This window comes from bacterium, from assembly GCA_020440705.1.
Lineage (GTDB): Bacteria > Krumholzibacteriota > Krumholzibacteriia > LZORAL124-64-63 > LZORAL124-64-63 > JAGRNP01.
Genome location: JAGRNP010000122.1, coordinates 1 through 11,650, shown reverse-complemented (window position 1 = coordinate 11,650; position 11,650 = coordinate 1). Strand labels below are relative to the sequence as shown.

9 protein-coding genes and 1 pseudogene are annotated in these 11,650 nt (G+C 68.2%); all 10 read right to left on the bottom strand.

Going from position 1 to position 11,650, the window contains the following annotated elements:
- Window positions 1-375: 375 nt before the first annotated feature.
- Window positions 376-471: pseudogene (locus KDM41_14880) on the bottom strand (prepilin-type N-terminal cleavage/methylation domain-containing protein).
- A gap of 26 nt (window positions 472-497) precedes the next feature.
- Window positions 498-995 (bottom strand): hypothetical protein, encoded by a 498-nt coding sequence (locus KDM41_14875; protein ID MCB1184710.1) that lies wholly within the window; start codon window positions 993-995, stop codon window positions 498-500.
- 68 nt (window positions 996-1,063) lie between these two features.
- Window positions 1,064-1,507 carry a type II secretion system protein gene (locus KDM41_14870; GenBank protein MCB1184709.1) on the bottom strand — a complete coding sequence of 148 codons (444 nt, stop codon included), beginning with the start codon at window positions 1,505-1,507 and terminating at the stop codon, window positions 1,064-1,066.
- Window positions 1,508-1,798: 291 nt separating this feature from the next.
- Window positions 1,799-3,337, bottom strand: a complete 1,539-nt coding sequence (locus KDM41_14865; protein ID MCB1184708.1) for a sigma-54-dependent Fis family transcriptional regulator — start codon at window positions 3,335-3,337, stop codon at window positions 1,799-1,801.
- A gap of 188 nt (window positions 3,338-3,525) precedes the next feature.
- On the bottom strand, window positions 3,526-5,274 hold the full coding sequence (locus KDM41_14860; protein ID MCB1184707.1) for a PAS domain-containing protein: 1,749 nt from the start codon (window positions 5,272-5,274) through the stop codon (window positions 3,526-3,528).
- Between the two features lie 4 nt (window positions 5,275-5,278).
- A complete protein-coding gene (locus tag KDM41_14855) occupies window positions 5,279-6,493 on the bottom strand; it encodes a type II secretion system F family protein (GenBank protein ID MCB1184706.1) in 1,215 nt (404 codons plus the stop codon).
- Window positions 6,494-6,531: 38 nt separating this feature from the next.
- Entirely contained in the window at window positions 6,532-7,593 is a 1,062-nt protein-coding gene (locus KDM41_14850) for a type IV pilus twitching motility protein PilT (protein ID MCB1184705.1), read from the bottom strand.
- Window positions 7,594-7,637: 44 nt separating this feature from the next.
- Entirely contained in the window at window positions 7,638-9,335 is a 1,698-nt protein-coding gene (gene pilB, locus KDM41_14845) for a type IV-A pilus assembly ATPase PilB (GenBank protein ID MCB1184704.1), read from the bottom strand.
- A gap of 143 nt (window positions 9,336-9,478) precedes the next feature.
- The gene (locus KDM41_14840; GenBank protein ID MCB1184703.1) at window positions 9,479-9,784 is read right to left on the bottom strand and encodes a helix-hairpin-helix domain-containing protein; all 306 of its coding nucleotides are present in this window, start codon (window positions 9,782-9,784) and stop codon (window positions 9,479-9,481) included.
- Between the two features lie 152 nt (window positions 9,785-9,936).
- A partial coding sequence (locus KDM41_14835) for a hypothetical protein (GenBank protein ID MCB1184702.1) occupies window positions 9,937-11,650 on the bottom strand: 1,714 nt, incomplete at its 5' end.

The following is an 11,650-nucleotide window of genomic DNA, read 5'->3' as shown; positions in this document are numbered from 1 at the left end:
TGCCAGACACGGGAACGGCGCCGCTCCGGCCGGGAGCGGCGCCGTTCGCAGGTGTCCCCGGAGCTACAGGGTCCCCAGGGTGAGCACGATCTGGGTCGTGCCGAAGACGGTGATGGTGTACCCGATGGGGATGCCCCCCTGGACGACCCCCACCGCCCCGATCTGGCCGATCTGGGCCGCCGCGGCGCCGAACTGGGGTTCGGACGCCATGCCGGTGTAGACGTTCTCCAGCAGGGCCTGCCCCGGCAGCAGCGGGGTGATGTCGGCCCCGACCACGGAGTAGATGCCGTCGTTCTGCACCGAATAGTCTTCGAGGGCCATCTGCACCGTGTGGGCATTGGACTTGGTCGAGGCCTCGCGGGCGTGGTTCTGCAGGTTCGCGTACTGCGGGATGGCGATGGCCGCCAGCAGCCCGATGATGACCACGACGATCATCAGCTCGATCAACGTGAAACCTTGGCGATTCATCATGCTGTCTCCCTCGTTCCCCCTGTCCGTCAATCGGAGGGACGCGGCGCGCGCCCGGAAAGCGTCCGGACCAGCCGCGGCTGTCCCCCGGGCCCCATGGCCCAGGCCTGGATCACGTAGTCCCGTCCGCGCGTCGGCGAGCGATAGGTCAGGTCCCCCGGCGCCCCGTCGAATCCGAGGCCCCGTCCGGTGTACGGGTTGGCCGGTGCCGCGTCCCGCGGCAGGTAGGGCAGCAGGTCGAGCGCGTCCTCGGCGTACCGCCCCTGGTGGGCCGCCGCGTAGGTCTCGGCGGCCAGCTGCACCGTCATGGCGTTGCCCACGACGGCCGACGCCTTGGCCCGCAGCCGCAGCTGGTGGTAGGCCGGGACCCCGAGCGCCCCGATACCGACCAGGACCAGGCTGGCCACCCCGATACCCAGCATCAGGTCGGGCAGGCGGGGCGGGCGCAGGGTCCCGGCCGCGAGCCGTCCGCGCATGGGCGCGATCCGGTCCTGCCAGACGTGGATGAAGGGAGCGGGCATGGCCATGGCGTCTCCAGACGATGAAGGGGCGGCACCGCAGAACGGTCCGCCCCTTCGATCCGAACGGATCGCTCCTACTGACCGGAGGTCAGGGTCAGGATGATACCGTCGTTGTTCGGGCCCTGGGTGTTGTCCTTGCCGAAGCCGGTGATCGTGTAGCCCACGTTCACACCGCCCTGCACGACAGCCTGGATACCGATGTTGCCGGCCGCGGCCGCAGCAGCGTTCCACTGGGGCTCGGTGTAGGTGCCGGCGAAGGCGTTCTGCAGGTTGTTGCCACCATTGGGATCCTGGGGCAGCAGGGGGCCGACCTCGGCGCCGAGCACCGAGTAGATGCCATCGTTGCGGACGGCATAGTCCTCAGCGGCCAGCTGCAGCGTGTGGGCGCCGCCCTTGACCTTGGCTTCCTTGGCGCGGTCCTGCATGCTCACGAAGTTGGGAATCGCGATGGCGGCCAGGATGCCGATGATCACGACGACGATCATCAGCTCGATCAGAGTAAAGCCCTTACGGTTCAACACATCTGTCTCCATTCGCTTCGGTCCCGGTCCCCCGGAGACCTTCGGTGCTGTATGCCGGGCGAGCCCGGCACGTTCTCCTGCCAACGGCAGGCATTCCGAAGCAATGGCCGTGCCATTTGCTTCCCCTTGTCGCCCCCCGAAGCAACTCCATTTGCTTCAAGAAGTTACAATTCACTTGAGCCGGCCCCGGCAGGGTTTGCGGGGGGTGATCGCCATGCAATCTGCCCCATCCGGCCCGTTCCCGGCTGCGAAGGCGGCGCTTTCTGCCGACCCTCGCAACCGCCGTGCCTAACGCTCGGCGGCCACGGTCTCGGCAACGCCGTCGGCGAACTCCTCGACCGCGGTGCCGCGGTCGGACTCGCCGCCGCTTTCCCGGATGGCCGACTCGACCGCGTCGAGCAGTTCGGCCCCGGGCACTTCCGGCTGCATCTCGTCGTCGCCCTCGTCCTCGTTCTCGTCGCCCTGCAGGCCGTACTTCTTCAGCTTGCGGTACAGGGTCGAGGCGTTGATGCCGAGGACCTCGGAGGTCTGCTTGCGGGCGCCGCCCGTCTTCTCGAGCACGGCCAGGATGTGCGCCTTCTCGAGCTCGTCGAGGGTGATCATGCCCCCCACGTTCAGGCTCGCCGGCGTGTACTCCCCGCCGCTGCCCACCGCGATGAACGACGGCAGGTCACGGGCGCCGATGCGGTCGCTCTCGCGGATGATGCTCGCGCGCTCGATCACGTTCTCCAGCTCGCGCACGTTGCCGGGCCATTCGTAGGCCTGCAGCGCGCGCATGGCCGCCTCGTCGATGAGCGAAGCCAGGTTCCCCTTGTATTCGTCCGGGCAGCTGCGCTTGAGGAAGTGGTCCACCAGCAGGGGGATGTCCTCGGCGCGCTCGCGCAGCGAGGGCAGGTTCAGGGGGATCACGTTCAGGCGGTAGTAGAGGTCGGTGCGGAAGTTGCCCCGGGCCACCTCGTCCTCGAGATCCCGGTTCGTGGCCGCGATCACGCGCACGTTCACCTTGACGGGGCTGCTGCTGCCCACGGGATAGATCTCGCGCTCCTGGAGCATGCGCAGCAGCTTGACCTGGATGGCGTGGGGCGTCTCGCCGATCTCGTCGAGGAAGATGGTCCCCCCTTCGGCCTGGCGGCAGAAGCCGTCATGGTCGCGATCCGCGCCCGTGAACGAGCCCTTCTGGTGGCCGAAGAGCTGGCTCTCGAGCAGGGTCTCGGGGATGGCGCCGCAGTTGATGGCCACGAACGGCCCCTTGGCGCGGTCGCTGCGCTGGTGGATCGACTGGGCGATCAGTTCCTTGCCCGTGCCGCTCTCGCCGTTGATCAGGATCGTGGCGGTGGTCGCGGCGATCTTGTCGACCATCTTGAACACGGACCGCATGCGGGCCGACTGGCCGATGATGCTCTTGCGGGTCTTGGAGCGGGTCAGCTCCTTCTTCAGCTCGATGTTCTCGCTCTTCGCCCGGCGCAGGGCCAGGGCGTTGCGGACCACCATCTTGATCTCGTCGTTCTTGCAGTGCTTCTGCATGTAGCTGAAGGCGCCGAGGTTCACCGCGTCGATGGCCGACTGCTCGCTGGCGTAGGCGGTCATGATGATGACCGGGGTGGTCGGATCGATGCCCTTGATCCCCTTCAGCAGCTGGATCCCGTCCATCTTGGGCATCTGGATGTCGGTCATCACGACATCGACGGGGTCGGACTCCATGACCTTCAGGGCCGCGGCCCCGGAGTTCACGGTCTGCACCTCGTAGCCCTCCTTCTGCAGGAGGATCGAGAGGTACTGGCACATCGATTCTTCGTCGTCTACGACCAGGATCCGTCCGAGGGCCATGCGCGCGGCTCCTTGACTGTTGCGGGGCGAAGTTGGCGTTTTGCAGTCACAGGAGGGGTATCGGCGCTTTTGCAACGCCCTTGACCGTTTTTGCACGGGGATTTGCACTTTTCGCGGGAAATTTTGATAATGAGATCCGTACGGAAAATCCTACCCCGGCAATCCGCCCGGGTCCGTCGGCGGGAGGGTCAGCCGACCAGCTGCGGAGCGGGCCGGGTCTCATGCCCCGCGCCGGCTACGCTGGCCACGCGCTCGATCCCGTCCTTCACCACCGGCCAGCGCACCCGGAAGATGGCGCCGCCGCCCGGGGCGTCCTCGGCCCGCACCAGTCCCCCGTGCCCCGCGGCGATGCGCGCGACGACCGACAGGCCCAGGCCGGTGCCCGTCTCCTTGGTGGTCTTGAAGGGGTTGAAGAGCTCGTCGCGGATGTCGGGGTCGATGCCCGGGCCCGAATCGGTGACCACGAGTTCCAGGCTGCGCGCCCCGTCGACGAGATTCAGGGCCAACCTGAGATCGCCGCGATAGTTCATGGCCTGACAGGCGTTTATGGCCAGATTGAGCGCCATCTGGGTGAGCTGGCCCGGATCGGCGTTCACCTCGAGTTCGTCCGGGAAGACGTCGCACACGACCCGCACCTTGCCGTCCTTGGCGTTGACGTGCTGGCGGATCTGCAGGGTGATCTCGTCGCGCCAGGCCTCGCCCGAGAAGCGCTTCTGGGTCGCCCGCCGCATGCGCGAGTAGCCGAGGAAGTCGTTGATGATCGTGTTGACCCGCCCGCTCTCCTTGAGCACCAGGTCCAGCAGCTGCTGCTGGTAGCCCTCGAGCACGAGCTCGCCGGCGAGGATCTCCACGCTGCCGCGGATGCTGGCCAGCGGGTTGCGGATCTCGTGGGCGATGCTGGCCGCGAGCTCGCCGATGGCGGCCAGGCGGTCGGCCTCGCGCATGCGCGCCGAGAGCTCCTTCTCGCGGGTCAGGTCGGTGAAGATGGCGATGGCGCCGATGACCTGCCCGCGCGGGCCGAGCAGGTGGTTCACGTTCAGGCCGAGGGGCATCTCGCGGCCGAATCGGCGCACCGTGACCTCGCCCCGGCTCACCGGTTCGCCCCCCCGGGCCACCGGCAGGATGATGTCGGCCAGGTCGTCCATGCCGTCGGCCATGACCAGTTCGATGCCGCGCCCCACCAGCTCGCTCTCCGGCAGCTTCAGGATGCGGCAGCCGTGGGGATTGACGCGCGTGATCTCGCCGCGCGGGTCGACGGTGATCAGGCCGGAGTGGATGTTGTCGAGGATGTTGCGCACCTCGCAGCGCGACTTCTGGACCTGGACGTTGGCCCGCCACTGCTCGAGCTGGCGGCGCGCCAGGCGCCGCGCGAGGTCGCCGCTGATCATGCCCGTGACGATGAAGACGCTCATGTGCAGCGCCGTCACGAAGACCGGCCAGCCGGAGAGGTAGTCGTGGTCGACGGCCGCGCCGCTGAGCAGCCAGCCCAGGGCCAGGCCGAAGTGGCCGCCGCCGGTCAGGATGGCTGCGGTGCCGGCCAGGCCCACGGCCCAGCGCGCGTCCAGGAACGTCGCCGCCAGCATGATCGGCACGCAGGCCACCAGCGGGAAGACGGAGTACGGGCCGCCCGTGAAGTGGACCACCAGGGCCACGATGACCACGTCGGCCACCAGCTGCACCATGGCCAGCACCCGCCGCGGAGCGCCCGCCTGCAGGGCCGCCCAGGCCACCGCGACCGTGGTCACGAGCAGGCCGAGGGAGCCCACCAGGCCGGGCACGACGACCGCGGTGTGGTCGATCATCCAGGCCCCGGCGCCGAACACGAGAAGGGCGGCCACCAGATGCAGCCGCCACTTCAGGAGGACGAGTCCGGGATCGCGGCGGCCGGGCTTCTTCTGGCGGGAATCGTCCCGGCTGCCGCTCTCTGCGTTGGTCAAGGCGTTACCCCACGACGCTCGACATCTTGAACATGGGCAGGTACATGGCCACGAGCATCGAGCCCACCATGCCGCCCATGAGCACGATCATGATCGGCTCGATGGCGGCGGTGAGGGCCTCGACCGCCGCGTCGACCTCGTCGTCGTAGAAGTCGGCGATCTTGGCCAGCATCTCGTCCAGGGCGCCGGTCTGCTCGCCGATGCCGATCATCTGGACGACCATGGGCGGGAACACGCCGCTCGCCTTCAGCGGCTCGGCGATGGTGTCGCCCTGGCTGATGGACTTGGCGGTGGCCCCGATGGCCTCCTGGATGACCTTGTTGCCCGCGGTGCGGGACGTGATCTCCAGGCCCTGCAGGATCGGCACGCCGGACCCGATCAGGGTGCCCAGGGTGCGGGTGAAGCGGGCCACGGCCGACTTCAGGATCACGTTGCCGAGGATCGGCATCTTCATGGCGGCGCGGTCGGTGTTGCGGCGGCCGCTCTCGGTCGCGCGGTAGCGCTTGAAGATCACCGTCGCGGCGAAGGCGCCGGCGCCCAGGGCCCACCAGTAGCCGCGGATGAAGTCGGAGACGTTCATGACGATCCGGGTCGGGGCGGGCAGCACGCCGCCGAAGTCGGCGAACATCTTGGCGAAGACCGGGATCACGAACATGAGCATGAAGATGCAGGCGCCGCCGGCGACCGTCAGCACGATGACCGGGTAGGTCATGGCGCCCTTCACCTTGCGCTGCAGGGCGTCGGCCTTCTCGAGGAACACGGCCAGACGGCCCAGGATCACGTCCAGGATACCGCCGGCCTCGCCGGCCGCGATCATGTTCACGTACAGGTCGGAGAAGATCTTGGGGTGCTTGCCGAGCGCCTCGGCCAGGGTCGAGCCCCCCTCCACGTCCGCCGTGACCTGCAGCACCACTTCCTTGAAGTGGGGCTTCTCGAGCTGGCGCCCGAGCACGTCGAGGCACTGCACGAGGGGCAGACCGGCGTTCACCATGGTGGCGAACTGGCGGGTGAAGACCGACAGGTCCTTCACGCTCACGCCCTTCTTCTTGAAGAGGGTGACGCCGCCGGCCTTCTTCTTCTCCTTGATCGAGGTGATGGTGATCCTGCGCTTGCGCAGGTACGCCGTCAACTCGTCCTTGCTCGTGGCCTCGTATTCCCCCGAAAGGATCTCGCCCTTGGCGGTCTTGCCCTTCCAGAGGTATTTGGTGGTGTCGCTCACGGGATTCCTCCCCTTTCCATAGATCGGTTCCGCCCGACTCAGACGCCGGCGGGTTCACCCAGCATCTGCATCAGCTCACCGACGTCGGTCGACCGGCTCATGGCCTCTTCCATGCTGATCCACTTGTTGATGACGGCCTGGTGCAGCGACTGGTTCATCGTCTGCATGCCGTGCTTCTGACCGGCCTGCATCAGACCGTAGATCTGATGCACCTTGTCGTCCCGGATCATCGCCTTGATGCCCGGGGTGCAGACCATGATCTCCATGGCCAGCACGCGTCCCCCGCCGCGGGCCCGCGGGATGAGCTGCTGCGTGAGCACGCCCTTCAGGCAGAACGAGAGCTGCGAACGGATCTGGTTCTGCTGGCCCGAGGGGAAGACGTCGACGATGCGGTTGATCGTCTCGAAGGTGCTGTTGGTGTGCAGCGTCGCCAGGCAGAGGTGCCCGGTCTCGGCGATGGTCAGCGCGGCGGCGATCGTCTCGCGGTCGCGCATCTCGCCGACGAGGATCACGTCCGGATCCTGCCGCAGCACGTACTTCAGCGCGTCGGTGAAGCCGTGGGTGTCGCTGTTCACCTCGCGCTGGTTGACGATGCAGCTCTTGTGCTGGTGCACGAACTCGATGGGGTCCTCGATCGTGATGATGTGGCCCTTGCGCTGCGTGTTGATCGTGTCGAGCATCGTCGCCAGGGTGGTCGACTTGCCGCTGCCCGTGGGGCCCGTCACGAGGATCAGGCCCTGCATCTTGCCGATCAGATCGCGGCACACCTGGGGCAGGCCCAGCTGCTCGAAGGTGTGGATCTCGTAGGGGATCTGGCGGATGGCCATGGCCGTCACGCCGCGCTGCTGGAAGACGTTGGCGCGGAAGCGGCTGATGCCCTGCACGCCGAAGCTGAAGTCCAGCTCCTTCTCGTTCTCGAAGCGCTTCTTCTGTTCGTCGTTGAGGATGCTGTAGGCCAGGCGACGGGTCTCGTCGCCGGTCAGCACCGGAAAATTCGTCGAAGCGACCGAGCCGTCGATCCGCAGCTGCGGCGGCAGCCCGGCGGTGATGTGCAGGTCGCTGGCCCCCTTGGAGACCATGTCCTCGAGCAGTTCTCGCATTCCAACCACGGCAATCTCCCGTTCTATGTGCAGCGCACCGGCGGCTAGTCGGCCACGGCGGTTTCGCGCAACACTTCCTCCACCGTCGTGACACCCTTGGCCACCTTGATCAGCCCGTCATGGCGCAGGGTGTTCATGCCCTGCTTGACCGCCATCTGGCGCAGCTCGGTGGTCGAGGCCCGGTCCAGGATGAGCTCCCGGATCTCCGGGGTGATCGGCATGACCTCGTACAGTCCCTGCCGGCCCGAGTAGCCCGAACCATTGCATTTCTCACACCCCTTGCCGCGGCACACCTTGGTGCCGGGCTTGAGGCCGAGGTCGATCAGCGCCTCGTCGGAGAGCTCGACCTCCTCCTTGCAGTTGCTGCAGATCCGCCGCACCAGGCGCTGGGCCATGATCAGGACCGTACTGGACGCCACGAGGAACGGCTCGATGCCCATGTCAATCATGCGGTTGACCGTGCTCGGCGCGTCGTTCGTGTGGAGGGTCGACAGCACGAGGTGGCCGGTGAGGGCCGCCTTGGTGGCGATGCCGCCCGTCTCGAGGTCCCGGATCTCACCCACCATGACGATGTTGGGATCCTGGCGAAGGAACGCTTTCAGTGCGGAAGCAAAAGTCAGGCCCACCTCGTCGCGGACCTGGACCTGGTTGATCCCGTCGATGTTGTACTCGACCGGATCCTCGGCCGTCATGATGTTGCGGCCCGAATCGTTCAGTTTCGAGAGGCACGAGTACAGGGTCGTGGTCTTGCCCGACCCCGTCGGCCCGGTCACCAGCACCATGCCGAAGGGCGCGGCGATGGCGGCATAGATGTCGTCGATGGCCTTTCTTTCCATGCCGAAGTCCGCGAGATCCAGGTTGAGGTTTCCCTTATCCAGGATTCGCATCACGACCTTCTCGCCGAAGATGCAGGGCAGCGTCGAGACGCGGAGGTCGACCTTCTTGGCGCCGATCTTCAGCTTGATGCGGCCGTCCTGCGGGATGCGGCGCTCGGCGATGTCCAGTTCGGACATGATCTTCAGGCGCGAGATGATCGCGTTCTTCAGCTTGATGGGCGGCTCCATCACCTCGGTCAGCACGCCGTCGATGCGGTAGCGGACCCGCATGTTCCGCTCGTAGGGCTCGATGTGGATATCGGACGCCCCCACCTTCACCGCTTCGGCGAGGAGGGTGTTCACGAGCTTCACCACCGGGGCGTTCTGCCCCTCCTGGCCCGTGATGTCGGCGTCGTCATCGTCCTCGACCAGCTCGATGTCGTCCTCGATGCCCTCCATGATCGCCGCGAGCGAATCGGTGGTGGCGTAGAACTTGTCGATGGCCTTGCGGATGGCGATCTCGCCGGCGACGGCCGGCTGCACGTCCAGGCCGGTGATGAACTTGATGTCGTCGATGGCGAAGATGTTGCTCGGGTTGGCCATGGCCACGGTGAGCACGCGGCCCGCGCGGCTGATGGGCAACACCTGGAACTTGGAGGCCACGTCGGCGGGGATCAGGTCGATGCACGCGACATCGATCTCGGCCTTGTCCATGTTGACCACCGGGAGGTTGTACACCTTGCCCAGGAAGCCGACGTAGACGCCTTCCTCGATCAGGCCGCCCTTGATGAGCGCCTGCCCCAGGCTGCCGCCGTCCTTCTTCTGGATCTCCTTGGCCTTCGCCAGACCCGCCTCGTCGACGAGACCGGCTTCCAGAAGCTTGGCCGAGACCTTGTCCGTGGTCCTTGCTGACGTCCCTGTATTCATGCTGCGATGTCCCCGCTCGGTTTCCCTCGCCACGTTCTGGTGCCCGGACCTGGGTCGATCCCTGCCGAGGGCGAGTCGGCGGGCGTCCGGATCGGGTCCGGTCCGGTCGTTCAATCCAGTCATCGGTCGGGAAATGAGCGACTTTACCGGGATTTGGCGGAGTCGCGCGGGGTGGTGGCGGCGGGGGCGTAGACGACGAGGGTGTCGAGCCGGGCGGCCAGGCGCGGCCCGATGCCCTTGACCCGCTCCAGATCGGCGGCGCGGCGGAAAACGAGGCCATCGCGGCGGGCCGCGTCGATGCGGGCGGCCAGCACCGGCCCGACGCCGGGCAGGAGGGTCAGGCTGTCCGGCGAGCAGCGGTTGATGGGCAGCGGCGCGGTGAGCACGGCGGCCGGGGCGGCCATGGCGGGGTCGGGCGCCAGGGCGGCCCCCGCCAGTTCCGCCGGCATGGCGAGAACCGAGTCGAGCCAGAGCGGGTCCCGCCAGGCGCCGTCCGGGCCGGTCAGCAGCTGCCGGTGGACGAGGCGCCCGCCCGTCAGGAGCAGGCAGGCCAGCAGGAAACCCAGGAGATGGGGACCATGGAGTCGGGCCCGCGGCCGGCTCAGTAGACCCAGTTCCAGTGGAGGCGCAGGTCGAGCTCCTGTCCCGTGCTCCAGGCCCCGCTCGTCATCTGGACCCGTTCGCCCGTGAGGTTGCGGATCCCCACGCTCAGGTGCGCCCCCACCAGCCGGAAGCCCACCAGCAGGTCGTGCACCGTGCGCGCCGGGAGGCGGGACGTCCGGGTCACGTCCCAGGGGTCGGCCATCTCCGCCTGGGCCGTGCTGATGAGGGCCAACTGCAGGATGCCGTCCTCCTGGAAGAAGTGGTTCTCCCACATGAGGTGGCTGCGCAGGTAGCGCTCCGGCGGCAGGAAGGACGCGTGTCCCGCGGTCTCGTCGCTCTGCTGCCACGTCCCCTCCACCATCACGCGCCCCCAGCCGAGGAACCGCCCCTCGCGGGCGACCGACCCCGTCAGGCGGGAGCTGTCCATCTCCAGGCCGTTGCGCCAGCGGCCGGTGTCGCCGTCACCAGGCAGCGCCTCCCACCAGATGCCGTCGCGCAGGCGCCGCACGCTCGCGTCGACTGCAAGATCGAAGCCGAGAAGCCCGCCGGCCAGTTTCGCGCCCAGGCGCAACGTCTTCTCGCGATCGAGGTCGCGGTTGGGCAGCAGCACCAGTTCCCGTCCGGCGACATCCCGGGCCAGGGGTGTCAACAGCTCGTCGCTGCGCGGAGCCCTCCCGCCGTAGCTCGCGGTGGCGACGAACCACGGCGCCTCGTCCCCCAGGCCCGCTTCGGCCTCGGCGGCCGGACCGGTGCCCGCGTGGCTGTCCCAGTCGGCGCCGCCGGCGAGGCGCCAGGCCACGGCCCCCCGCCGGCTGCCGTAGCGCACCATCGCCCGCGCCGTCTGACCGTCCCCGTTGGGATCGTCGGCGTAGCCGTCCAGCCAGCCCGAGCCGTCGAGGGTGTCGTCGACGCGCCAGTTGGCCGCCCGCAGTTCCAGGCCGCGCGCCGGGACGCCGTCCGCGCCGGCGCGCAGCAGGTCGACGGCCACGCCTTCGCGGCCCGTCTCGAGCAGACGCGTGTCCTCGCCCCGCACGCCGACGCTGCTGCGGTCGCCCCACTCCACGTCGCGGTTGCGGTGGAAGACCCGGGTCTCCAGGCGCCAGCCCCCGAGGCGGGCCTGCATGGTCGCCGCCACGTTGTCGTCCCAGAGTTCGAGGTGTTCGGCGCCGAGGGCGGGCAGGGCGTCCTTGGTCAGCCGCCCGTTGCCGTACTCGAAGACGAAGCGGTTGTCCGCGTCGAGCTCGCGGAAGAGGCGCGCCCGACTCTGCCGCACGCGGCTGTGCCCCGGAAACTCGTTCTCGCTCGCGGCCGTGAAGGCGAAGTCCGGCTCGGTCGTGAAATTGTAGCCCTCGATGTCGAGGCTCTCCTCGAACTCGAAGGCGCCGCGCCACGCCGCCTGCGGCGTGAGCAGGTGGATCGAGCGGAAGTACTGCTCGTGGCGCCCCTTCACGCCGCGGTAGCCCGACACGGCCCGGTCGGGCTGCGGGTCGGCGGTGCGCAGTTCGACGCGCCCCCCGGTGCCCCCCCAGCCGTCGGCCCCTTCGGAGAGATCGCTCGCCGTCAGGCCCTCGGTCGGGGTGAGCCAGGGATCGTCGGCCAGGATGTGACCGGTGCCGACGGGGATGCCGTCGCGAGTGAAGTGGGGCTGCCAGGAGGTGCCGGCCTCGCCCAGGATGACCGCGGGGGCGCCGAGACCGCCGTCGACGACGGGT

Coding starts and splice junctions, on each gene's coding strand:
- KDM41_14850 (MCB1184705.1), bottom strand. CDS start 7,593: ATGCGAGAACTGCTCGAGGACATGGTCTCCAAGGGGGCCAGCGACCTG.
- KDM41_14865 (MCB1184708.1), bottom strand. CDS start 3,337: ATGGCCCTCGGACGGATCCTGGTCGTAGACGACGAAGAATCGATGTGC.
- pilB (MCB1184704.1), bottom strand. CDS start 9,335: ATGAATACAGGGACGTCAGCAAGGACCACGGACAAGGTCTCGGCCAAG.
- KDM41_14840 (MCB1184703.1), bottom strand. CDS start 9,784: ATGCCGGCGGAACTGGCGGGGGCCGCCCTGGCGCCCGACCCCGCCATG.
- KDM41_14875 (MCB1184710.1), bottom strand. CDS start 995: ATGGCCATGCCCGCTCCCTTCATCCACGTCTGGCAGGACCGGATCGCG.